The following is a 22,855-nucleotide window of genomic DNA, read 5'->3' as shown; positions in this document are numbered from 1 at the left end:
CACCGCGGTCAACCGCGGGGCGCATCGGGCGGTCCCATCGTCCGTACGGAACGATGGTCACCGCCTGACCGGATGACCCGCCGTCCTGAAGGACAGCCAGGTGGGAGATCGGAGCCTCCACTTGTGGGCCGGGCACATAGCTGCCCAGCCGGTCGTTACACAAGGTTAGCAGCTCCCCCGGGCGTACGCTAACCGGCTGTCTCCGCACCGCTCCCGCGGGCGGGGCGGCATCGGCGTGGGCCTATCGTATGGCGCATGAGTGACGCGACCCCCACCAGTGATTCCCCCGGCTTCGACGACATGGCCCGCGACATCGCGGAGGTGCCCGCGGTCGAGGTGATCGTGACGGTCGCGGTCAATCTGATGAGCGCCGCCGCCGTGAAGCTCGGCCTGACCGAGGACGGCGACGAGCACAAGGACCTCGACGAGGCCCGCAAGCTGGTGCACGCGCTGGCCGGTCTGCTGGACGGCAGCGCCACCGAGATCAGCTCCTTCCACGCGGCCCCGCTGCGGGACGGCCTGAAGTCGCTGCAGCTCGCGTTCCGCGAGGCCTCGCTGGTACCGGACGAGCCCGGTCAGGGCCCCGGCGAGAAGTACACCGGCCCGGTCTTCGGCTGAGCCCCACCCGCCTGTTCCGTTCCCACGAGCGTGAGAGCCCCCCGCCCCTTCCGGGCAGGGGGCTCTCGACGTTCAGCGCGTGAACAGGGGCTCACCGGGTGCGGCGGCGTCGGCCGGCAGCAGTGCCAGGTCGAGGCCGCGTACCAGGCGGGCGCGCAGGACCTCGTCGGCCGCCAGCAGCTCCGCGACCCGGCGGGCCGCTTCGGCGGGGTCCGCGCCGGGTGCGAGGACCAGGGCGAGGGTGCCGTCGGCCCGGCCGGGGCCGAGGTGGGCCCGGAGCACCGCGGGCTCGGCGGCGACCGCGGTCCGTACCGCCGAGGTGACGGCGGGGTCGTCCAGCGGATCGGCGCTGGTGCGGCCCTCGGCGAGGGCGAGCAGTGCGGAGCCGGTCAGCTCGAACGCGACCGGGCCTGCGAGATCGAGGACGACCGTGTCCGCCTTCTCGTGCGCGGCGGCCTGCAGCGCCTGGTGCAGGGGTACGGCGACGGGGCGTGCCTGCGGATCCCAGAGGGCCAGCGAGGCGGTCGAGGTGAAGGCGGGCAGGGCGCGGCGATCCCCCGCCTGGAGGGTGGGGACGGCCATGTCGCTGGTCTTCTCGCGACGCAGCCCGTTCTCGTCCTCCTCCACCTCCCCCAGTACCGCGACGACCGGGACCAGGAGCCGGGTGCCCTTGAGGGCTTCGAGTACCGGGCCGACGGCCTTGCGGTCCTCGGCCCAGGCGGCCAGCGCCTCGGTCAGTGCCGGGTCGGCCGTGCCGTCGTCGTCGGAGTATCCGGGGTCCGGAATGTTCTTCTGCGCCACGGGGCGAGCCTAGTGCCTGGGCTTTCCAGCCCTGCCGACAGGTCGGCATCGGCCGGTCCCCGCGGCCGGGTCCGTATCGTCGGTCCCGGCGACGACGGGTGACGACGGGTGACGAAGAGCGAGGAGCCGCCGGTGGATCTCGACACGGCACTGGCCGCGGCGGTGGAGCCGCCGCCGGCCGACGCGGGTGGCGCGAGGGTGTCGGTCGCCGTGCTGGACACCGGGGACGGGGCTCGGGCGGTCTACGCGGACGGCGCGTTCGACACCGCCAGCGTTGTCAAGGTCGACATGGTCGCGGCGCTGCTGCTCATCGCCCAGGACGAGCGGCGCGCGCTCACCGCCGTCGAGCGCGACCGTGCCACCGCCATGATCGAGCGGAGCGACAACGCCTCCGCCACCGCGCTGCTGCGGGCCATCGGCGGTCCGGCGGCGCTCGACGCGGCCAATGCGCGCCTGGGCCTGACCGGGACGACGGCGGCGCACGCCTGGGGACTGACCCGGACCACGGCGGCGGACCGGCTGACGCTGCTGCGCGCGGTGTTCGGCACGGCTTCGGAGCTGGGCGAGGACTCGCGTGCGTATCTGCGGGGGCTGATGGAGCGGGTCGAGGCCGGTCAGCGGTGGGGGGTGTCGGCGGCGGGCAGCGACTGCGCCCTGAAGAACGGGTGGATGCCACGGACGACGACCGGGCTGTGGGACATCAACAGCATCGGGCGGGTCCGGACCGGCGCGCGCACCTGTCTGCTGGCGGTGCTCTCGGACGGGCACGGGACGAAGGAGTCGGGGATCGCACTGGTCGAGTCGGTGGCGAGGGCCGCGGTGGGTGTGCTCGGCGCCGCGCGGTGAGCCGGCGCCTTCGTTCGGGTCAGGCCGGATCAGGGACCGGACCCCGCTCCGGCCTGACCCGGACGAGGGGCCCTGGGGCCGCGTTCAGCCCCGTACGGCGGCCGGACCGCGCCCCCTGCCGCGCCAGAGCACCACGGCCAGGGCGAGCAGCACCGCTCCGAGGCCGCCCGCGCCTGCGGCGAGCCAGCCCGCCAGGCTGCTTTCGTGGCGCTCGGGGGTGGGGCCGGCGCCGAAGTACCGCTTCCGGTAACCGGTCCCGGCGGATTCGGCACGCAGACCGGCGGGGCGGAGCGCGGCTCCGGCCTCGATCGCCGCGGCGGGGTCGACGATGCCGTACCCCCGGGCGTCGTCGCGGCCGGCTGCCGGGGCACTGCGGGCCGTGTCCGTGAGGAGCTTCTTGATCTGAGCGGGCGTCAGTCCGGGGTGCGCGGCGCGGACCAGCGCGACCGCGCCCGAGACGAACGCGGAGGCGGCGGAGGTGCCCCACTCCACGTAGTACTGGTGGTCGGGCGCGGCGACGACGATGTCGACCCCGGGGGCGCTGACGGTGGCGTACCAGCGGCGGGTGGAGAACGCGGCGTGGGTGCCGTACCGGTCGACGGCGGCGACCGCGATCACGCCGGGGTAGGCGGCGGGGTACGAGATGTGGTCGCCCTTCTCGCCGCCGTTGCCCGCGGAGGCCACGACGACGGCCCCCTTCTTCAGCGCGTACTGGATGGCGGCGTCCTCGCCGGGCTCGGGGTGCGCGGACTTGCTGTCGTCGCCGAGCGAGAGGTTGATGACGTCGGCGCCGTGGTCGGCGGCCCAGCGGATGCCGTCGGCGAGGGCCGTGCCGCGTGACTCCCGGGCCTTGGCGCGGGCCGGGTCGGAGGCTTCGAGGATCACCCGCACCGGGAGGATCTTCACCTCGGGCGCGATGCCGAGCACGCCGTCGCCGCGCCCCGCCCCATGGCCGTGACCAGCGATGATGCCCGCCATCGCAGTGCCGTGCCGGGCCCAGGAACGGTCACCGCGGCGGGCGCCGAAACCGATCATGTCCTTGCCGGGCAGTACCTGGCCGGCCAGATCGGGAAGGCTGCCGTCGACCCCGGTGTCGACGACGGCGACGGTGACTCCCCTGCCCTTGGTGGTCCGCCACGCCTTGTCGGTGTGGAGCGTCTGGAGGCCCCACTGCTGGTCCCGGATGGCGTCGGCCCCGGCCGGTGCCGCGGGCAGGAGCGTGAACGCGGTGGCGGCGCAGACCGCGCCCAGGGCACGGTGACGGCGGCTGCGGCGGCTCATTCCGGCTTCTCCGTGAGGTCGGTGACGGTCCGGCGCAGGCCGCGCTCGATCCGGTCGGCGATGCCCTTGGCCTCGTGGCCGAGCCCGGCCTGGGCGGCGGCCGTCGTGGCGTCCGCGGCCATGGCCCGGTCGACGGGCTGCGGGTCGGTGACGGTCCGTCCGTCGGCGAAACCGGACACGGCGAAGACGACGACGGGCACCTCGGTCAGTACGTGGACGGTCCAGCTGGCGCGCTGCCGGTCGCCGAACCCGGCGGCGACCGTGCCCTTGGCGGGGTAGGTGCGGGGCATCAGGTCGGTGCGCCGGCCGAGGTGCTGGCCGGTGAAGCGGGTGCTCAGCGCCTTCATCGCCGCCGGGTCGCCCTCGGTGAAGATCACCCCGACCGTGGTGACGCTGCTGGTGGTGGCGTCGGTGTAGGTGGCACGGAGCAGGCGCTCGCAGCCGACCGGGCCGAGGGTCCTGACCAGCAGCGGGTCCAGGGCCGCCCGGCAGCCGCCGTCCGGGGCGACGGCGATCCGGGTCCAGATCCGGTCGGCGCCGCCGGGGCCCGCTCCGTCACCGGTCAGCGTGCGGGGGAAGAGGGTGTCCACGGGGACGCCGTGCCAGGCGGAGCGGCCCACGGTGTAGGCACTGTGGGCGGCGGCGTCGGCCGATGAGTCGCTGGTGAGCCAGGCGCCGGTGGCCGCGCCGCCGATCAGCCCGAGCCCGAGCACGACACAGGCCGCGGCGGTCGCGGTCCTGGCGGGGTGACGGGTACGGATCGGGCGCAGCCGGGTGGTGATCTCGGCGGGCGTCTCGGGGTGGGGACGTCGGTACGGCTGCGGCTGCGGCTGCCGGTACGGGTGCGGGACGTGGGCCGGCCCGGCCGGTGGCGGGGCCGCTCCCGGGCGCGGGGTGAGGTCCACGGCGCCGACGGGCCGGCGGCGGGTCGCCGCGGGCGGCTGTTCGGGGCGCGGCGGGGCGGTGGCGGGTGGGGCGGTGGCGGGCGCGGCGGGCGCCGGGGGCACGGGCCGGAGCCGGGCCGTGGTCTCCACGGGCGGGGCGGCCGCCGCGGGCGGCGGTGTGCTCGGGCGCGTCGGATCGGGTGTGCCCACGGAAGCCGGAGGGGGGTCCTGCGCCGGGGGCGCCGACGGCGGGGTCGTGGGGCGGGGTGGGACAGGAGCGTGCTGCGCCTCGGTACTCATCCGCCCCCCTGGTCCCATTCCGTACCGTGCGCGGATCGACGTCACAGGCAGGCCCGTTGGTTGCCGCGTGCCGTCACTCTACGGGGTGGAACGCCCCTGGCGGGAGCGGGCCGCCCGGCCCCGGACGATCTGCGCGGATCATCCCCCTACCCAGCGGTACGGACGTCTGGCAAGCTGCCGCCATGACTGCCCGTGCCGCTGACCGGACCCGGTACAACCGGGCCACCGCCCACCTGGACGCCCCGATCGCCATCGTCGATCTCGACGCGTTCGACGCCAATGCCGACGATCTCGTCCGCCGGGCGGCCGGAAAGCCGATCCGGGTGGCGAGCAAGTCGGTGCGCTGCCGGGCCCTGCTGGAGCGGGTGCTGGCGCGGCCCGGTTTCGCCGGGATCATGTCGTTCACGCTGGCGGAGTCGCTGTGGCTGGCGCGGGCCGGGTTCGAGGACGTGCTGCTGGCCTATCCGTCGGCCGACCGGGCCGCCTTCGCGGAGCTGGCCGCCGATCCGAAGCTGGCCGCGGCGGTGACGGTGATGGTCGACGACCACGCGCAGTTGGAGCTGATCGACGCGGCGCGGGCGGGTGGCCGCGAGGAGATACGGGTCTGCCTGGAGCTGGACACCTCGCTCCGGCTGCTCGGCGGCCGGGTCAGGGTCGGCGCCCTGCGGTCGCCGCTGCGCTCCCCCGCCCAACTGGCCGAACTGGCGCGCTCGGTGGCCCGGCGGCCGGGTTTCCGGCTGGTGGGTCTGATGGCGTACGAGGGCCATATCGCCGGGGTCGGGGATTCGGTCGCGGGCCGGCCGCTGCGCTCCCGGGCGGTCCGGCTGATGCAAACCGCGGGCCGCAGGGAACTGGCCGTCCGGCGGGCCGAGGTGGTGCGCGCGGTACGGGCGGTGGCGCCGGACCTGGAGTTCGTGAACGGCGGCGGCACGGGCAGTGTGCAGCACACCGCGGCCGAGCGCGCGGTGACCGAGATCGCGGCCGGGTCGGGGCTCTACGTGCCGCGGCTGTTCGACAACTACACGTCGTTCACGGCCCGTCCGGCGGCACTGTTCGCCCATCCCGTGGTGCGTCGGCCGGGTGTGGGCGTGGTGACGGTCCTCGGTGGCGGCTACCCGGCGTCCGGCCCCGCGGGTCCGGACCGGCTGCCCGTCCCGTATCTGCCGGAGGGACTGCGCTACGACCCGCAGGAGGGGCCCGGCGAGGTGCAGACCCCGCTGCTCGGCGCCCCGGCCGACGATCTGCTGATCGGTGACAAGGTGTGGTTCCGGCACGCGAAGGCCGGTGAACTGTGCGAGCGCTTCGACGAGTTGCAGCTGATCGAGGGCGACCGGGTGACTGCGGCCGTGCCGACGTACCGGGGCGAGGGCCGTACGTTCCTCTGAGCGGGGCGGCCCGTGTCAGGGCGCGATCGAGCTGCCCACTCCACCGCTCGTCGCGCTGTCGCCGATCCGCCGGATCCCCTTGGTGATGGTGTCCATGAGCGAGAGCGGCGATCCGTCGGGGCCCGCGTCGAAGGCGTAGCGGACGATGATCAGCGATTCGCTGCCGATCGTGGACGGAAAGACGAGCGACTGCACATAACCGCCGGGCCCCTTGGCCGTGTCGACGCGCCAGCGGACCTGGTAGCCGGCGCGTCCGGCGACGCTCACGGACGCGGAGTCGAGCACCTTGTGGGAGGTGATGCCGCCGTGGATCCGCTCGCCGACGATGTTCTTCTCGTAGGCGCTGTCGGCGGCGGTGGCGATGTCCTGCTTGGCGAGCTCCTCGGCGGAGGTGATGTCGGTGGCGCTCGCGACGCGGCTGGTCACCGTGGCGTGGTAGCAGAAGCCGGAGGAGCTGCCGGGGCAGGCGTAGGAGTCGACGGTGCGCATGGTGACGACCGGCTCGACGGTCCTGTCGGGTTTCTCCCAGCCGTCGGGGATCGGCAGGGTGATGCCGTTGAGCTGGTCGACGAGGACCTTCGAGTCGTCCTCGGCCGGTGAGTCACCTGGCGAAGGGGTGTCCGTCGCGGCGGTGGCCGGCGGAGCGGAGCTGCTCGGTCCGGCCTCGGGCCGCGCACCGCTGTCGTCCCTGCCCAGCAGGACGGCTCCGGTGACGGCCGCGCCGACGAGGACCAGCCCGGCCACGGCGAGCGCGACGATCCGGGTGCCGCCCCCGCCCCCGGCGGTGCCGTCGCCGGATGCGGCGGCGACCGGCTCGGGCGGACCGAACCCCTGGGACACCTGGGCGGCCGGACGGGTGTGCGCGGTCCACGCCGTGCCGTCCCACCAGCGGTCGGTGCCCGGTGACGCGGCGTCCGGGTACCAGCCGGGCGGTGTCGCGTTGCTCATCCCCCCACTCTAGGGTTCGGTCACCGGCCCGGACCCGTCAATTGCCGGAAGACTTAAGGTGTGAGGGTCAACCATTGATGGTCGACCAAGACCGGGAAGGGGAGCGGGGCATGGCCGGGGAGAGCGAGTTCATCGACCGCCTGATGCCCGTGCTGCGGCCGGTCCGGGCGGGGAACGGCTTCGAGGAGGCGCTGGAGCAGATCCTCCAGGTGATCAGGCTCGGGCTGGTGCCGGGCGGCGGGCGGCTGCCGGCCGAGCGCGACCTCTCCGAGCTGCTGGGGATCAGCCGGGTCACCCTGCGCGAGGTGCTGAAGGTCCTGCAGGACCAGGGCCTGGTGGAGAGCAGGCGCGGCCGGTACGGCGGCACGTTCGTGCTGCGGCGCACCGGCAGCCCCGGCGAGGACGAGCTGCGCCGGAGGATCGCGTCCGTCGACATCGAGGACGTGCTGCGCTTCCGCGAGGTGCTGGAGGCCGGGGCGGCCGAGCTGTGCGCCGTGCAGGGACTCGACGACGAGGGCGCGGACCGGCTGCGCGCCGCCCTGACGGCGACCCACGAGGCCCCGCTGCAGGACTACCGCAGGCGCGACACCCTGTTCCATCTGACCCTGGCCGAGCTCTCCGGGTCCGCGTCGCTCACCACGCAGTACGCGGCCGTCCGGGCCACCCTGAACGACCTGCTGGACTGCATACCGCTGCTCGTACGGAACCTGGAGCATTCGCAGCACCAGCACACCAGCCTGGTCGAGGCGGTCCTCGACGGTGACGGGGAGGCCGCGCGCGCGGTGATGCGCGAGCACTGCGCCGGTACGGCCGCGCTGTTGCGCGGCTTCCTGGCCTGAGCGGGGAGCGCACGGAGGGCGCAAAGGTCTGTTTCATCACCATTGGCGCCCGATGTCTGACAGAGCTCCCTCAAGAAGCGCCGTGCCCGAGTCTCCCCCGCAGCCAGCGCAGCGCCGCCGCGCCCTGGGCGCGCTGGAAGGCCCGGAGCGTCGGCAGGCCGGGCGGGGCCGGCTTCAGCGAAGCCGATACGAAGTAGCCGGTCAGCGCGGCGAGTACGGCCGTCACTCCCGCCGGGTCGGCGTCCCGGCCCAGCGGGTGGGCGGTGAAGACGGTCTCCGGATCGGGGCCGCCCTGCGCCGCCACGCACGGCAGCATCACCAGCAGGTCGAACCAGGGCGCGGCCCTCAGCGCGTGGGGCCAGTCGACGAAGACCACCCGGTCGTCCGTGAGCAGGATGTTGTCGGCCCGCAGGTCGCTGTGGGCGAGGCTGTCCCCGGTGGCCGGCCCCTCCCAGCCCGACTCCAGCTCCGCGAGCCGGCCGAGGTGGCGCGCCGCCCACGGGTCGAGCCGGCCCGGGTCCCCCTCGGCGAGCAGGGTCCGCCAGCCGGTGAACATCTTGGCCTCGCGGACGGCCGCGGGGGGCGCGTCGAACGGCGCCGGGGTCAGGGCGGTGCCCAGCTCACCGACCGCCGCCAGGACCCGGTGCAGCTCGGCGGGTTCCCAGGGGATGCGGGGCTGGCGGCCGTCGATGTCCTGGAGCACGAGGGCGACCCGGGTGCCGTCGTCGTACGAACCGAGCAGCCGGGGCGCGGGGGCGTCGGGCGGAAGTGCCGCGGTGTGCCGGGCCTCGGCGCGGTGCAGGTCCGGGCTGCCGGGGTTCGTCTCGGCGCTCACCGCCTTGACGAACGCGCGCCGCCCGTCCACGAGCCGGACGCGGGCGGCGACGCCCGGCGAGAACCCGCCGCTCTGGCTCCGCGCCTCGACGACGCGTGCGCCGAGGATGTTCTCGACGGCGCTCCGGACGGACGCGGGAAGGTCGGCCCAGTGGTGCCGGACGCCGGTGGCGGGTGGAGCGATCACATCCATCCGCGCATCCTTCGCCATGGAACCGGGTGCCCGCCAGCGGTTTTGCCGAAGCACGCGGGCCCCGGCATGGTCCGAACGGGAGGCCGGGGATTGCGGGACAGCCCTCAGCCGTCCCGCGCCGTCAGTGACAGGAGGTCGCGGGCCGGCCCGGTCGGGCGGTGGCCGGAGGGCCAGACCGCGCGCAGCTGGCGTCGCAGGCGTACTCCGGCGACCGGGACCTTGACCAGGCGCCGCGAGGACAGCTCCTCGCCGAGCGCCAGTTCGCTCAGGACGCACGGTCCGGCGCCGCTCTCCGCCGCTCCCTTCACCGCGGTCGTGGAGGAGAGTTCGAGCAGCGGCTGGGCGAGGCCGCCGTGCACGGCGAGGGCCGCGTCCAGGACCTGGCGGGTGCCGGAGCCGTGTTCGCGCAGGATCAGCGGGGTGGCGGCGAGTTCCTGCGGGGTGAGGGGCGTGAGGCGGCGGGCCCAGGCGTGGGACGGGGCGACCACGACGACGAGGCGGTCATGGGCGATGACCGTGCCGTCGAGCCCTTCCGGTACGGACAGGCCCTCCACGAAACCGAGGTCGGCGTCGCCGACCAGCAGCCGGCCCGCGACCGCCGCCGAGTTCCCGGCGAGCAGCGAGACTGCCGTGTCCGGCCGTTCGGCGCGCAGCGCTATCAGCCAGCCGGGCAGCAGGTATTCGGCAATGGTCATGGAGGCGGCGACCCGCAGCCTGGAGTCCCGCCGGTCGCGCAGCGCCTGCGCGCCCGCGTCGAACGCCTCGGCCGCCTCGACGATTCTGCGCGCCCAGTCGGTGACCAGCGCGCCCGCGTCGGTGAGCCGGGAGCCGCGCGGTGAACGGTCCAGCAGGGCCACGCCGAGCTGCCGTTCCATGGAGCGGATGCGGCTGCTGGCGGCGGGCTGGGTGACGCCGACGTCCCGGGCGGCGCGCCCCAGGCTGCCGTGGCGGGCGACGGCGAGCAGGAGTTCCAGCGCTCCGAGGTCGGGAACCCGGTGGGAGAGAGGGACATGCGCTTCACCGGCCATAAAGCCACCTTATGACCTCATAGATGCGGACTCCCTGGTGGGGTCCGTCCCTCGCCGAGAAAATCGTGGCATGGCCATCTTTCCGCAGACGCAGCAGTCCCCAGCCCCGATTCCGGCCGCCGTGCGGCTGCCTTCCCTGCGGTACCTCGGCCCCAACTGGTACGCGGCCGTCATGGGCACCTCGATCGTCGCGAGCGCGGGTGTCGCGCTGCCCGTGCACGTCCCCGGGCTGCGGGCCGCCTGCACGGTGGTGTGGGTGCTGGCGGCGGTCGCGCTCGCCGCCGTGCTCGTGGCCCGTACCGGGCACTGGATCGCCCATCGCGACCAGGCCCGCAGCCATCTGCTCGACCCGGCCGTGGCCCCGTTCTACGGCTGCCTCTCGATGGCTCTGCTGGCCGTCGGCGGCTCGTCGATGGTGGTCGGCCGGGATGTCATCGGACACGGGGCCGCGCTCGCCCTGGACGTGGTGCTGTACACGGCGGGCACGCTGATCGGGCTGGCCGCCGCGGTCGCGATCCCGTATCTGATGGTCGTACGCCACCGGATCGAACCCGGCACCGCGTCGCCGGTGTGGCTGCTGCCGCTGGTGGCCCCGATGGTCTCCGCCGCCCTCGGTCCGCTGCTGGTGCCGGAGCTGCCGGCCGGCCAGTGGCGGGAGGCGATGCTGCTGGCCTGCTACGCGATGTTCGGCCTGAGTCTGCTGGCCACGCTGGTGATGCTGCCGTTGATCTTCGCCCGGCTCGTCCACCAGGGGCCGCTGCCGCTCGCGCTGACGCCCACGCTGTTCCTGGTCCTGGGCCCGTTGGGGCAGTCGACGACCGCGGTCAATCAGCTCGCCGATGTGGCGCCGGGTGCGATCGGGGCGCCGTACGCCTCGGGGTTCGGGGTGTTCGCCGTGCTGTACGGGGTGCCGGTGATGGGTTTCGCGCTGCTGTGGCTGGCGCTGGCCGTGGCACTGGTGGTGCGGGCCGCACGGAACGGCATGACCTTCGGCATGACGTGGTGGGGCTTCACCTTCCCGGTCGGTACGTGCGTCACGGGTGCCGCGGGCCTGGCCCGGCACACCGGTCTCACGGCGTACACCTGGCTGGCCGTCGCGCTGTACGTGCTGCTGGTGGCGGCATGGGCGGTGGCCGGGGTGCGGACGCTGCGCGGGCTGTTCAGCGGAGCGCTGCTCGCAGCACCGCAGGCGCCCGCACCAGTGACGGCCCGTACCACGTGAGGAACCGCCCGTCGACGAGCGCGGCGGGCAGGGCGGGGAAGGCCTCGGGCCCGTCGTCCGCGGTGAAGCGGTACGGCTCGTCGGGCAGCACCACCAGGTCGGCGCCCGCCGCGTTGAGTGCGTCGAGCGGGATACGGGGGTAGCGCTCGGCGTGGTTCGCGTAGACGTTCTCGACGCCGAGCCTGGCCAGCAGGTCCCCGGCGAAGGTGTCGCGGCCCAGCACCATCCAGGGCCTGCGCCAGACGGGCACCACCGCACGGCGCGGGGCGCGGGGCGGCGGGAGCGCGGCCCAGGCGGCCTCGGCCTCGTCCAGCCAGCGCGGCCTGGGCCGGCCGCAGGCGGCCAGGACGCGTTCGAGCTCCTCGAAGGCCTGGTCGAGGGTGCGGATCCCGGTGACCAGCACCTCGGTCCCGGCGGCCCGGAGCGCCGCGAGGTCGGCCTCGCGGTTCTCCTCCTCGTTGGCGACGACGAGATCGGGCCGGAGCGCGAGCACCGCGGCCACGTCGGGATTCTTGGTCCCGCCGATCCGGGCGGCGGCCAGGCCGGCCGGGTGGGTGCACCAGTCGGTGACCCCGACCAGCAGTCCGGGCGCGGTGACCGCGACCGCCTCGGTGAGCGAGGGGACCAGGGAGACGACTCGCACGACGGGCCCCTCTCAGCGGCGCGGGTCGTAGGTGGCGTCGATGTGCTCGGCGACCGCGACGACCAGCAGCCGCGTACCGGGCACCGTGGCCCGCCAGCGGTGCCGCACCCCGCCGGACAGGAAGAGGGTGTCGCCCTGCTCCAGCCGGTACGCCTGTCCCTCGGCCTCCACCTCGGCGGCGCCCTGCGCCACGTACATCACCTCGTCGTTGCGGTGCTGGAACTCGCGCCCGAGGTCCAGTTCCCCGGTGAACTCCAGGGCGCTGAGCTGATGGCGTCCGCGCACCACCCGGCGTACCCCGTCGCCCTCGCCCGCGCGCACCACGGCGACGGCGCGTGCCGAGTCCGCGGCGGCGCGCAGCCGGGCCGTGGTGGTCTCCAGGGCTTCGGCGACCCGGTCCAGGGACCGGGCGCTGGGCCGGGCCCGCTCGTTCTCGATCTGGCTGAGGAACGGCACGGACAGACCACTGCGGTCGGCGACCGCGGCCAGTGTGAGCCCCAGGGTTCTGCGCCTTCGGCGGACCGCGGCGCCCACGCGGAGTGCTTCCTTCTCGTCCATGTCCGGCTCCCTCCCGACTCGTCATCCTTCCGGCTGCCAGCACATTACGCATACGGTTGCGCAAGGTCGGCCGGATGGTGAACGTCCGGGAACCCGGAAAGGGTGGGCCCGCCGTCGGCGGTGCCCACCCTTCCAGGTGCCTCAGGGCCTGCGGGAGGCCCTACTGCGGAGCCATCTTGTCCACGATGCCCGGATTCGTCTCCATCCAGGCCTTCACGGCCTCTTCCTCGTGCCCCGCGCCGCGCTTCTGGATCTGGTTCTCCAGTCCGGCGAGCTGGTCCTCGCTCAGCTTGAAGTTCTTGAACCACTTCGTCAGCTGCGGGTAGTTCTTCGGGAAGTCCTTGGCCGCGATGGTGTGCAGCCGGTCGCCGTCGCCGAAGGCCTTCTCGGGGTCCTTCAGCTTGGTCATGCCGTACTCGCTGTATGCCCAGTGCGGGGTCCAGAGCAGCACCGCGATGGGCTCCTTCTTGGCGTACGCGCGCTTCAGCTCGGCGAGCATGCCGGGCGTCGAGGAGTCGACGACCTTGTACTCCTTGTCCAGGCCGTAGGTCGGCAGGACGTTCTTCTTGAGGTTCTCCATCGTGGCGGTGCCCGGCTCGATGCCGACGATCCGGCCCTTGAACTGCGAGGCCTTGCCCTTGAGGTCGGCGAGGGACTTGACGTCCTTCACGTAGGAGGGCACCGCGACCTCGATCGATGTCGGGCCGTACCACGATCCGAGGTCGCTCAGCTGCGAGCCGTACTTCTCCCAGTAGTTCTTCTGGGTGTACGGCAGCCAGCCGTCGAACTGCACGTCGATCTGGCCGCGCGACATCGCGGTGTACATCGGACCGACCTCGAACTGCTTGAGGTTGATCTTGTAGCCGCGCTCCTCCAGGACGGCCTTCCACAGATACGTGGCGGCGATGTCCTCCTCCCAGGGGAACCAGGCCATCTCGACGGCGCGGTCGCGCTCGTCCTTGCCGTTCGCACCCTTGGCCGTGCCGCCCTTGGCGACCGGGGTCCACTTGTCGGCGACGCCCGGATTGGCCTTCAGCCAGGTGCGGACCGCCTCCTGCTCCTTGCCGGAGCCGGACTTCTGGATCTGCGCCTCAAGGCTGGTGAGCTGGTCCTCGCTCATCTTGAAGTTCTTGAGCCAGTTGCCGACCTCGGGGTTGTCGGCGGAGAAGCCCTTGCGGGCCAGGGTGTGGATGCCGTCGCCCTTGCCCCAGAGGTTCTTGGGGTCCTTGAGCTTGGTGAGCTCGAACTGGTTGTACGCCCAGTGCGGCGACCAGAGCGGAACGACGATCGGTTCCTTCTTGGCGTACGAGCGCTTCAGCTCGGCCAGCATCGACGGCGTGGAGCCGTCGACGACCTTGTACTCCTTGTCCAGGCCGTAACCCGGCAGGATCTTGTCCTTGAGCAGGCCCATCTCGCCGGCGCTCGGCTCGATGCCGACGATCCGGCCCTTGAACTGCGAGCCCTTGCCCTTGAGGTCGTCCAGCGACTGGACGTCCTTCATGTACGAGGGGACGGCCAGCTCCAGCGAGGTGGGGCCGTACCAGGAGCCCATGTCCTCCAGGCGGTCCTTGTACGTCTTCCAGTAGCTGGCGTGGGTGACCGGGAGCCAGGAATCGGTCTCGAAGTCGATCTGGCCGTTGGCCATACCGGTGTAGAGCGCGCCGGCCTCGTACTGCTTGACGTCGACCTCGAAGCCGCGCCGCTCCAGCATCTCCTTCCAGAGGAAGGTGGAGGCGATGCCCTCGTCCCACGGGATGTAACCCATGCTGATCTTCTTGCCCGCGCCGATGTCCGAACCGTCGGCGGTGCTCCGGGTCTTGTCCGACCCGGAGGAGCCGAAGATGCCCAGGGCACCCGCGACGAGCGCGAGGACGACGACGCCGGAGACCGCGACGACGGGCTGCGGGCGGTGGTTCCAGATCTTGAATCCGCCGGCCATGGCCTGCGCCCTGGCGAGCGCGCGGCGGGCGAGCGGGGAGACCTCGCGGCCGAGCGCGCCGGTCATCCGGTCCAGGTACATCGCCACGATGACGATGGAGATGCCCGCCTCGAAGCCGAGACCGACGTCCACGTTGCCGATGGCGCGGTAGACGGCGCCGCCGAGGCCGCCGCCGCCGACCATGCCGGCGATGACCACCATGGACAGGCCCAGCATGATGACCTGGTTGATGCCCGCCATGATCGTGGGCAGCGCGAGCGGCAGCTGGACCCGCAGCAGGGTGTTGCGCTTGGTGGTGCCGAACGCCTCGGCCGCCTCGACGAGCTCGCCGTCGACCTGGCGGATGCCGAGCTCGGTCATCCGGACGCCCGGGGGCAGCGAGAAGATGATGGTGGCGATGATGCCGGGCACCACGCCGACGCCGAAGAAGATGACGCCGGGGATCAGATAGACCATGGCGGGCATGGTCTGCATGAAGTCCAGGACCGGCCGGGTCACCGCGCTGACGGTCTTGGAGCGGGACGCCCAGATGCCCAGCGGTACGGCCAGCACCAGCGCGATGATGGTGGCGACGAGCACCAGGGTGAGGGTGTCCATCGCCTCGTCCCACAGCTCGACGGAGTCGATGACGGCGAAGCCGACGAAGGCGAGCACACCGGCGAGCAGGCCGCGCAGCCACCAGGCGATGACCGCGACGATGCCCGCGAAGAGCAGCGGAGCGGGGGCGGAGAGTACGGCGGCTATGCCGTCGAACATATTGCTGACGATCGAGCTGATCGCGTCGAACAGCCAGGCCAGATGGGTCTGCAGCCAGTCGACGGCGGAGTCGACCCAGTCGCCGAGAGGGAGCCTAAACACTGGCCACCTTCTTCGTGCCGGCCGCGCCGGGCTCGACGTCCTGCGGGACCTCGGTGGGGGTCATCGGCTCACCGAGCACGGCGAGCAGCCGTGCGCGGGGTACGACACCGACGAGCTTGCCCCCGGCGTCGGTCACGGCGACCGCCACTCCGCTCTGCGAGCAGGGCGTGAAAAGCTCGATGATCGGCGTGGACTCGGTGACGGTGGCCGGGGCGGCCGCGAGCACATCGGCCGCGGTACGCAGTTCCTTGCCGTCGTCCGTGCTGGTGCCCATGACGGTGTGCGGTTCGGCCATGATGGCGCCCGCGGTCAGCACCCGGGTCCGGTCGACGTCCTGGGTGAAGGAGGCGACGTAGTCGTTGGCCGGGGTGACGAGGATGTCCTCGGCGGTGCCGAGCTGGACGATCTTCCCGTCGCGCATCACGGCGATGCGGTCGCCGAGGCGCATGGCCTCGTTGAGGTCGTGGGTGATGAAGACGATGGTCTTCTTCAGCCGCTTCTGCAGTTCGAGCAGCTGGTCCTGCATGTCGCGGCGGATCAGCGGGTCGAGTGCGCTGAAGGACTCGTCCATCAGCAGCAGGTCGGCGTCGGTGGCCAGGGCGCGGGCCAGGCCGACACGCTGCTGCATGCCGCCGGACAGCTCGTCGGGCCAGGACTTCTCCCAGCCGGCGAGGCCGGTCAGCTCCAGCGCCTCGGCGGCGCGCTTCTCGCGCTCGGCGCGCGGCACACCCTGGACTTCCAGGCCGTATCCGGCGTTCTCCAGCACACTGCGGTGGGGGAAGAGCGCGAAGTGCTGGAACACCATGCTGATCTTGGAGGACCGGACATGGCGCAGTTCGGCGGGGCTCAGGGCGGTCAGGTCCTGGCCGTCGAAGAGCACGCGTCCGGCTGTGGGCTCCAGAAGGCCGTTGAGCATGCGCAGCAACGTCGACTTTCCGGACCCGGACAGACCCATCACGACGAAGATCTGTCCCGGTTCGACGGTGAACGAGGCGTCGATCACCGCTGCGGTCGTTCCGTCGGCGCGCAGCTCGTCGCGGTCGGCACCGCTTTCGAGCTTCTGCACGGCTTGATCGGGTCGTCTGCCGAACACTTTGTACAAGCGCTCAGCTTGCAGCCTTGACACATACACCTCGCGGGTTGAACCGAAAAACGGTCTGCCACCCCCTCCGGCAGACCGTGGAGCGGCGCGGATTCGGTCCGCATGGCACGTGCACTGGTTGAAACCGGTACGTGATCCGCTCCGGCTGCGCGCCTGCCCCCGCTTACACAACCCAAACACAAGAGTGATCCAGGTCACACATGAACGAATGATTGCCGCCACCCGTCCCCCGGCCCTCTGCATCCCCGACGGACGGTGTCCGCGACGGCCGGTGTCAGCGGTGTACGGCATCATCGGGGTGTGACGCGACGCCTGATGCTCCTCGACACCGCCTCCCTCTACTACCGCGCCTACTTCGGGGTCCCCGATTCGGTGCGCGCGCCGGACGGGACACCGGTCAACGCCGTGCGCGGCCTGCTCGACTTCATCGGGCGCCTGGTGCAGGACCACCGGCCGGACGACCTGGTCGCCTGCATGGACGCGGACTGGCGGCCCCACTGGCGGGTCGAGCTGATCCCCTCGTACAAGGCGCACCGGGTCGCGGTGGAGACCGCCGAGGGACTGCCCGACGAGGAGGAGACCCCGGACACCCTGGCCCCTCAGGTGCCGGTCATCGAGGACGTGCTCGACGCGCTCGGCATCGCCCGGGTCGGCGTCGCGGGCTACGAGGCGGACGATGTGATCGGCACGCTCAGCGGCCTGGCCACCGGCCCCGTGGACATCGTCACCGGCGACCGGGACCTCTACCAGCTGGTCGACGACGCCCGCGGGGTGCGGGTGCTCTACCCGCTGAAGGGCGTCGGCTCGCTCCAGCTGACGGACGAGGCGTGGCTGCGGGAGAAGTACGGGGTGGACGGCTCCGGATACGTCGATCTGGCCCTGCTGCGCGGCGACCCGAGCGACGGGCTGCCGGGCGTCCCCGGCATCGGCGAGAAGACCGCGGCGAAGCTGCTGGACGCCTTCGGCGACCTGGCCGGGATCATGGCCGCCGTCGACGACCCGAAGTCCAAGCTCACACCGTCGCAGCGCAGGCGGCTCGACGAGGCGCGGGACTACGTGGCCGTCGCACCGAAGGTGGTCCGGGTCGCCGGTGACGTACCCCTGCCGGAATTCGACCCCACGCTGCCCGCCGGGCCGCGCGATCCCGCCACCCTCGAAGCCCTCGCGAAGCGGTGGGGGCTGGGCGGTGCACTCCAGCGCCTGCTCTCCACTCTGCGCGACTGAGGTGCTAGCTTAGGTAAGCCTAAGCACATCGGAGCAGGGAGAACCTCGTGGCAGAACGACCGGCACGGCAGGCACCCAAGGCGCAGGGGGCCCAGGTGGTGCGCACCGAGCAGATCACCCCGCACATGGTGCGCGTGGTGCTCGGCGGCGAGGGCCTCGCCGGCTTCGGGCTCTCCGGGTTCACCGACCACTACGTCAAGCTCTGCTTCGCCCCCGAGGGCGCCGACTACGCGCACCCCTTCGACATGGCCCGCATCCGCGAGGAGCAGCCGCGGGAGCTGTGGCCCACGACCCGTACGTACACGGTGCGTTCCTGGGACCCGGTCGCCCGGGAGCTGGCGATCGACTTCGTGGTCCACGGCGACGAGGGCCTCGCCGGGCCCTGGGCGATGCGGGCGGTGCCGGGCGAGCAGGTGACCTTCCTGGGCCCGGGAGGCGGTTACAGCCCGGCCGCCTCGGCGGACTGGCACCTCCTGGCGGGCGACGAGAGCGCGTTGCCGGCCATCGCGGCGGCCCTGGAGCAGATGTCGGCGGGCACGGTGGTGCACGCGTTCGTCGAGGTGGCGGACGCGGCGGAGGAGCAGAAGATCGTGACGCCCGACGGCGTCGAGGTGACCTGGCTGCACCGCGGGGAGCGCCCGGTCGGTGAGGCGCTGACCGCCGCCGTGAAGGAGCTGGAGTTCCCCGCGGGCGAGGTCCAGGCGTTCGTCCACGGCGAGGCGGGCTTCGTGAAGGAGATCCGCCGCCATCTGCGCCTGGACCGCGGGATCCCGCTCCCCCGGCTGTCCATCTCCGGCTACTGGCGGCTCGGCCAGAACGACGACGCCTGGCGCTCGGTCAAGCGCGAGTGGAACGCGCAGGTGGAGCACGAGCAGGAGAGCGCCGCGTAACACCGGATCGCACCCGTACGCCCCGGCCGCCGGCCGGGGCGTACCCGCGTCCGGGGCACCGGGTCACCCACCGGCGCCCCGCACCTGCGCCCCGTCGCCGTCCGGACCGCCCGCGTCGCCGCCCGCACCGCCCCCGCCGCCCCCCTCGTACGCACGCGCGGACGCGTCCGCGTGCGCGAGCCGTCGCAGCGCGCCGAACATCGCCTCCCCCAGCACCGTGCCCACCACCACGCTCTCCACCAGGTCCTCGCGCGCGACCCGCCGTCCCACGTAGTCGAGGTCGGCCCGCGCGACCGGTTCGGCGGCGGCCGCGTAGTCGTCGAGCAACTCGACGAACCCCCCGTGCCCGGCCCGCCGCAGCGCGACAATCACCTCGGCCAGGGACTCGCCCGCCGGGCCGTGCGCCTCGGCCCGCCAGCCGCGCCGCTCCAGCAGCTCCGCCACCTCTTCGCGGGCGTCCTCCAGCTCGGGCCCCGGCCCGTCCCCGTGCACCGGGGCGAGGCGCTTCGCCGCGGCGCCCAGCACCTTGTGCACCGGCTGCGCCGGATCCTCGACCACCCGCAGCACATCGCCGATGGCGGCCAGCGAGAGCCCGCCGACATCCAGCAGGGCGCGGATCAGCCGCAGCCTGCGCTCATGGTCCGAGTCGTAACTCGCCTGGTTCGGGCTGGTCAACTGCCCTGCGGGCAGCAGCCCTTCACGTACGTAGAACTTGATCGTCGGTACCGGGACCCCGGACCTGTTGCTCAACTCGCCGATGCGCACCGCGTGTTCTTCCTTCCGCCCTTGCCAATCCCCCGACCCATCATAGATAGTTCCGCTATCGGATAGCGGAAAGCGCTGCTATCCATAATTTCTGAGGGGTTCTCATGTCTTCGTGGCGTTCCTGGCATCGGCCATTAGCCCTCTTCGCCGCGGCGATGGCCGTCATGACGGTCGTCTCGGCCATCGGCCTCATAGCCGACGACCGGGTCCTGGTGGGCGCGGCGATATGGTTCAAACCATTCAAATTCGCAGCCTCGTTCGCCGTGTACGCACTCGCCCTCGCCTGGATGCTGACGCTGGTCACCCGTGGCCGACGGGTCGGCTGGTGGGCCGGGACCGTGGTCGCGCTGTCCAGCCTGGTCGAGATGGCGATCATCACCGGGCAGGTCGCCCGCGGGAAGCGGAGCCACTTCAACCACGCCACCCCGCTCGACGAGACGCTGTTCAGCACGATGGCCGTCACCGTCGTCATCCTGTGGACCAGCACGCTGGTCATCGCGATCCTGCTGCTGCGCGCCCGTATCGCCGACCGCGCCTCCGCCTGGGCGATCCGCTCCGGCGTGCTGCTCGCCCTGGTGGGCGCCGGATTCGGTTTCCTGATGACCCGGCCCACCCCCGAGCAGCGGGCGGCCGGGAACCTGGACACCGCCGATGTGATCGGCGCGCACTCCGTCGGCGTACCGGACGGCGGCCCGTCGATGCCCCTCACCGGCTGGTCCACGACCGGCGGCGATCTGCGCATCCCGCACTTCATCGGGATGCACGCGCTCCAGCTGCTGCCGCTCTTCCTGCTCGCACTGGTCTCCCTGGCCCCGCGCTTCCCGCGGCTGCGCGACCCGCGGGTCCGGCTGCGGCTGGTGCTGGTGGCCTCGGCGGCATACGCGGCGGTCGTCGCGCTGGTCACCTGGCAGGCGCTGCGCGGCCAGCCGCTGATCCACCCGGACGGTGCGACGCTCGGTGCCGCCGCCCTGATCGCGGCCGCGAGCGCCACCGGCGCCTTCGGGGCGCTGAGGCCGGCTCCCGCACGACGGCGGACCGGCCCGGATTCCGACGCCGGCTCCGACACAGGCACCGGCACCCGCACCCGCACCGCTTCCGGTTCCGGCACCGGTTCCGCTTCCGCCCGGAAGGAGCTCGCGTCATGACCGGTGCACTCTTCGAGATCTCGTTCTTCCTGGCAGCCCCGTTCTGGCTGCTGATGATCCTGGCGCCCGGCCGGCGCCTCACGGCGCGCATCGCCGCCTCGCCGTTCACCGTTCTGCCGGTGCTGGCGCTCTACCTGATCATGGCCGTGCCCGTCTTCCCCGAGCTCTGGGACGCGGTGCGCAGCCCCGACATCAACACCTTCCGCGATCTGATGGCGCTGGCGAACGGGGCGGGGGCGATCTGGGCGCAGGTGATCGCCTGGGATCTGCTGCTGGGCCAGTGGATGTTCCTGGAAGGGCGTCGGCTGGGCATCTCCCCGCTGGTGATGGGGCCGTTGCTGGTGCTGACGATCCTGCTCTCGCCGTTCGGGCTGCTGATCTTCCTCGCGCTGAGGGCGGTACTGAAGTCGAGGACCCGGCCCGGGAATTCGGTCCCGAACCGGGTCGGCGGTACGACGCTGTCGTAGGTGCGCCCGTCAGACGGACTTCTGGTACGAGCGGAACGTACGGGTCGACAGCCCGACCGCCACCACCGCGAGGACCAGAAGGGCTCCCCCGCGGCTGAGCACCACACCCTGGTCCGGGGCGGCACTCAGCGCCGAACGGCCCGCCACCATCGCCCAGTTGACCGGGTTGAAGTCAGCGATGTGCCGCATCCAGGACGGCATCTGGCTCGGGGCCATGAAGGAGGAGGAGAGGAAGGTCAGCGGCAGCAGCAGAAAGGTGTTGATGCCGATGATCGACTCTCGGCGGCGGACCAGCATGCCCAGGGCGTTGGAGAGCGCGCCGAAGACCGTACCGAGCAGCACCGAGGCGACGACCAGGATCAGCAGTCCGCCCGCGCCGCCCGGGTAGGTGGCCCCGGCCACCCGGCCGAGCAGCACGATGATGACGGACTGCGCGGCGGTACTGATGCCGTTCTGCACTACATTGGCGTTCATCAGCGCGTTGCGGCTGACCGGTGTCGTCAGGAAACGGTTGAGCGTGCCCCGCTCGATCTCCTCCAGGGTGCCCATCCCGGCCCACATGCTCGATCCGAGCGCGCTCATCACCACGATGCCCGGGATCAGGTAGTCGAGATACGACGTGGTGCCGAAGCCGCCGAGCTCGACGACCTTCTTGAAGAGGTTGCCGAACAGGAACAGCCAGATCACCGGCTGGATCAGGGAGATCACCAGAAAGACCGGCTGCCGGATGATCGCCATGAGCTGACGCCGAGTCATGTACCAGGTCTGGGCGAGTGCTTGGCTGCTCATCGGGTTCCTCCGGCGGGGGTCGGGGCGGGGGTGTTCCCGGCCTCCGCCGCTTCGGCCTCGGCGAAGCGGCGTCCGGCGTAGCGGAGATAGACGTCGTCGAGGGAGGGGCGGGCCACGGTGGCGGCGGCGACCGCCGCGCCGGCCCGCTCCAGGGCGGCGAGCAGGACGGGGACGGCCGCGGCGCCGTCCTCGGCGCGTACGCTCACCCGGCGGCCGTCGACCAGCACCTCGTGCACACCGGGCAGTCCGGTCAGCGCGGCGGTGGTCACCCCGGTGTCGCCCTCGGTGCGCAGCTCCATGTGGACGGCGTCGCCCCGGAGTTCACCCTTGAGTTCGTCGGGGGTGCCCTCGACGACGATCCGGCCGCGGTCGACGATCGCGATCCGCTCGGCGAGCCGGTCGGCCTCCTCCAGGTAGTGCGTGGTCAGGACGATGGTCAGCCCCTCGTCGCCGGCCAGCCGGGCGATCTCGTCCCACATCGCCGTACGGGCCTCGGGGTCGAGTCCGGTGGTGGGTTCGTCGAGAAAGAGCACCTCGGGACGGTGGACCAGGCCGAGCGCCACGTCGAGACGTCGCTGCATCCCCCCGGAGTACCCCTTGACCTGGCGGTTCCCCGCGTCGGCGAGGTCGAAGCGGTCCAGCAGCCCATCGGCGCGACGCCGGACGGCCGCGCCCCGCATCCCGTACAGCCTGCCCTGGAGCAGGAGGTTCTCCCGGCCGGTGGCGACCGGGTCGGCGCCGGACTTCTGGGCGACGACGCCGATGGCGCGGCGGACCCGGTCGGGGTGGCGCAGCACGTCGTGTCCGGCGACGGTCGCGGTGCCGGAGTCGGGGCGGGCCAGGGTGGTCAGGATCTTGACGGTGGTGGACTTGCCGGCGCCGTTGGGGCCGAGCAGTCCGAAGACCGTGCCGGCCTCGATGGTGAGGTCCATGCCGCCCAGGGCGGTGACATCGCCGGGATAGGTCTTGATCAGGTTTCGCGCCGCTACTGCGGGCGCACGGGTGCTCATGACGGAGCTCTCCTGCGGTCGGCGGGGTGCTCGGGTGCACCGAGCACTCGGGCATGCCGAGCCGATCCGCGTGAAGAGCGCCGGGCTATCCTTGGTGTGCCGCACCTCGATCGCCCGGCTCGCCTCCACGGCGTGACCGGTTCGGGGTTCGAGACCCCGGCGGTCGCTGCTCCAACAGCTCCCGCCGGGGTCTTTCCCTGTCTGGTTTCCTGCGTCTAAGGGCTGTCCCGTAATCCCTGGTGGATCAGCCTGCGGCGTCGGATGCGGTGCATCGCAAGGCGGAGGG

22 protein-coding genes are annotated in these 22,855 nt (G+C 72.5%); 9 read left to right on the top strand and 13 right to left on the bottom strand.

Annotation, left to right across the window (positions count from 1 at the left end; translation table 11 throughout):
* Positions 1 to 255 precede the first annotated feature (255 nt).
* Entirely contained in the window at positions 256 to 618 is a 363-nt protein-coding gene (locus tag OG611_RS19570) for a DUF1844 domain-containing protein (RefSeq protein ID WP_266421723.1), read from the top strand.
* A 72-nt stretch (positions 619 to 690) separates the two neighbouring features.
* Here OG611_RS19570 and OG611_RS19565 read toward each other — a convergent pair whose 3' ends face one another.
* Positions 691 to 1,419 carry an SseB family protein gene (locus OG611_RS19565; protein WP_266421720.1) on the bottom strand — a complete coding sequence of 243 codons (729 nt, stop codon included), beginning with the start codon at positions 1,417 to 1,419 and terminating at the stop codon, positions 691 to 693.
* Between the two features lie 132 nt (positions 1,420 to 1,551).
* Here OG611_RS19565 and OG611_RS19560 point away from each other — a divergent pair, with 132 nt between their 5' ends.
* Positions 1,552 to 2,265: a serine hydrolase gene (locus OG611_RS19560; RefSeq protein ID WP_266421718.1), complete on the top strand. Its 714-nt coding sequence runs from the start codon at positions 1,552 to 1,554 to the stop codon at positions 2,263 to 2,265.
* An 84-nt stretch (positions 2,266 to 2,349) separates the two neighbouring features.
* Here OG611_RS19560 and mycP read toward each other — a convergent pair whose 3' ends face one another.
* Positions 2,350 to 3,546, bottom strand: coding sequence for a type VII secretion-associated serine protease mycosin (gene mycP / locus OG611_RS19555; RefSeq protein ID WP_266421716.1), 1,197 nt, complete (start codon positions 3,544 to 3,546; stop codon positions 2,350 to 2,352).
* Entirely contained in the window at positions 3,543 to 4,451 is a 909-nt protein-coding gene (locus tag OG611_RS19550) for a hypothetical protein (protein ID WP_266426048.1), read from the bottom strand. Before OG611_RS19550 ends, mycP begins: the two co-directional genes overlap by 4 nt.
* Positions 4,452 to 4,912: 461 nt before the next feature.
* Here OG611_RS19550 and OG611_RS19545 point away from each other — a divergent pair, with 461 nt between their 5' ends.
* The gene (locus OG611_RS19545; RefSeq protein ID WP_266421714.1) at positions 4,913 to 6,115 is read left to right on the top strand and encodes an amino acid deaminase/aldolase; all 1,203 of its coding nucleotides are present in this window, start codon (positions 4,913 to 4,915) and stop codon (positions 6,113 to 6,115) included.
* Between the two features lie 15 nt (positions 6,116 to 6,130).
* On the opposite strand, the gene OG611_RS19540 is transcribed toward OG611_RS19545, so the two are convergent.
* Complete coding sequence (locus OG611_RS19540; protein WP_266421711.1) at positions 6,131 to 7,063, bottom strand: DUF2510 domain-containing protein; 933 nt, start codon at positions 7,061 to 7,063, stop codon at positions 6,131 to 6,133.
* Positions 7,064 to 7,173: 110 nt separating this feature from the next.
* On the opposite strand from OG611_RS19540, the gene OG611_RS19535 reads away from it, so the two are divergent.
* The gene (locus OG611_RS19535; RefSeq protein WP_266421709.1) at positions 7,174 to 7,902 is read left to right on the top strand and encodes a FadR/GntR family transcriptional regulator; all 729 of its coding nucleotides are present in this window, start codon (positions 7,174 to 7,176) and stop codon (positions 7,900 to 7,902) included.
* A gap of 70 nt (positions 7,903 to 7,972) precedes the next feature.
* Here the strand turns inward: OG611_RS19535 and OG611_RS19530 are convergent, their stop codons facing one another.
* Positions 7,973 to 8,929: a phosphotransferase gene (locus OG611_RS19530; RefSeq protein WP_266421707.1), complete on the bottom strand. Its 957-nt coding sequence runs from the start codon at positions 8,927 to 8,929 to the stop codon at positions 7,973 to 7,975.
* Between the two features lie 104 nt (positions 8,930 to 9,033).
* Positions 9,034 to 9,957: a LysR family transcriptional regulator gene (locus OG611_RS19525; RefSeq protein WP_266421705.1), complete on the bottom strand. Its 924-nt coding sequence runs from the start codon at positions 9,955 to 9,957 to the stop codon at positions 9,034 to 9,036.
* A gap of 70 nt (positions 9,958 to 10,027) precedes the next feature.
* Here OG611_RS19525 and OG611_RS19520 point away from each other — a divergent pair, with 70 nt between their 5' ends.
* Positions 10,028 to 11,179 carry a TDT family transporter gene (locus OG611_RS19520; protein ID WP_266421702.1) on the top strand — a complete coding sequence of 384 codons (1,152 nt, stop codon included), beginning with the start codon at positions 10,028 to 10,030 and terminating at the stop codon, positions 11,177 to 11,179.
* On the opposite strand, the gene OG611_RS19515 is transcribed toward OG611_RS19520, so the two are convergent.
* The 4 genes from OG611_RS19515 to OG611_RS19500 form a co-directional block, all read right to left on the bottom strand.
* Entirely contained in the window at positions 11,118 to 11,822 is a 705-nt protein-coding gene (locus OG611_RS19515) for a helical backbone metal receptor (RefSeq protein WP_266421701.1), read from the bottom strand. The genes OG611_RS19520 and OG611_RS19515 overlap by 62 nt on opposite strands.
* Before the next feature lie 12 nt (positions 11,823 to 11,834).
* Entirely contained in the window at positions 11,835 to 12,380 is a 546-nt protein-coding gene (locus OG611_RS19510) for a helix-turn-helix domain-containing protein (RefSeq protein WP_266421699.1), read from the bottom strand.
* Positions 12,381 to 12,540: 160 nt separating this feature from the next.
* On the bottom strand, positions 12,541 to 15,177 hold the full coding sequence (locus OG611_RS19505) for an ABC transporter permease/substrate binding protein (protein WP_266421697.1): 2,637 nt from the start codon (positions 15,175 to 15,177) through the stop codon (positions 12,541 to 12,543).
* Positions 15,170 to 16,243, bottom strand: a complete 1,074-nt coding sequence (locus tag OG611_RS19500) for a glycine betaine/L-proline ABC transporter ATP-binding protein (protein WP_323180208.1) — start codon at positions 16,241 to 16,243, stop codon at positions 15,170 to 15,172. Before OG611_RS19500 ends, OG611_RS19505 begins: the two co-directional genes overlap by 8 nt.
* Positions 16,244 to 16,594: 351 nt before the next feature.
* Here OG611_RS19500 and OG611_RS19495 point away from each other — a divergent pair, with 351 nt between their 5' ends.
* Both OG611_RS19495 and OG611_RS19490 read left to right on the top strand, forming a co-directional pair.
* Positions 16,595 to 17,503, top strand: a complete 909-nt coding sequence (locus tag OG611_RS19495) for a 5'-3' exonuclease (protein WP_266426045.1) — start codon at positions 16,595 to 16,597, stop codon at positions 17,501 to 17,503.
* 47 nt (positions 17,504 to 17,550) lie between these two features.
* Entirely contained in the window at positions 17,551 to 18,393 is an 843-nt protein-coding gene (locus OG611_RS19490; protein WP_266421691.1) for a siderophore-interacting protein, read from the top strand.
* A gap of 63 nt (positions 18,394 to 18,456) precedes the next feature.
* Here OG611_RS19490 and OG611_RS19485 read toward each other — a convergent pair whose 3' ends face one another.
* Positions 18,457 to 19,158, bottom strand: coding sequence for a MerR family transcriptional regulator (locus OG611_RS19485; protein ID WP_266421688.1), 702 nt, complete (start codon positions 19,156 to 19,158; stop codon positions 18,457 to 18,459).
* Between the two features lie 155 nt (positions 19,159 to 19,313).
* Here OG611_RS19485 and OG611_RS19480 point away from each other — a divergent pair, with 155 nt between their 5' ends.
* On the top strand, positions 19,314 to 20,303 hold the full coding sequence (locus OG611_RS19480) for a hypothetical protein (protein ID WP_266426041.1): 990 nt from the start codon (positions 19,314 to 19,316) through the stop codon (positions 20,301 to 20,303).
* On the top strand, positions 20,300 to 20,770 hold the full coding sequence (locus OG611_RS19475) for an ABA4-like family protein (protein ID WP_266421685.1): 471 nt from the start codon (positions 20,300 to 20,302) through the stop codon (positions 20,768 to 20,770). Before OG611_RS19480 ends, OG611_RS19475 begins: the two co-directional genes overlap by 4 nt.
* Positions 20,771 to 20,779: 9 nt before the next feature.
* Here OG611_RS19475 and OG611_RS19470 read toward each other — a convergent pair whose 3' ends face one another.
* Together OG611_RS19470 and OG611_RS19465 are read right to left on the bottom strand one after the other, a co-directional pair.
* Entirely contained in the window at positions 20,780 to 21,559 is a 780-nt protein-coding gene (locus OG611_RS19470; protein WP_266421681.1) for an ABC transporter permease, read from the bottom strand.
* On the bottom strand, positions 21,556 to 22,569 hold the full coding sequence (locus tag OG611_RS19465) for an ATP-binding cassette domain-containing protein (RefSeq protein WP_266421678.1): 1,014 nt from the start codon (positions 22,567 to 22,569) through the stop codon (positions 21,556 to 21,558). The genes OG611_RS19470 and OG611_RS19465 overlap by 4 nt, the downstream gene beginning before the upstream one ends.
* Positions 22,570 to 22,855 lie beyond the last annotated feature (286 nt).

This window comes from Streptomyces sp. NBC_01363 (assembly GCF_026340595.1).
Lineage (GTDB): Bacteria > Actinomycetota > Actinomycetes > Streptomycetales > Streptomycetaceae > Streptomyces.
The sequence above is the reverse complement of the archived record's forward strand: the minus strand, read 5'-3'. Positions and strand labels throughout refer to the sequence as shown.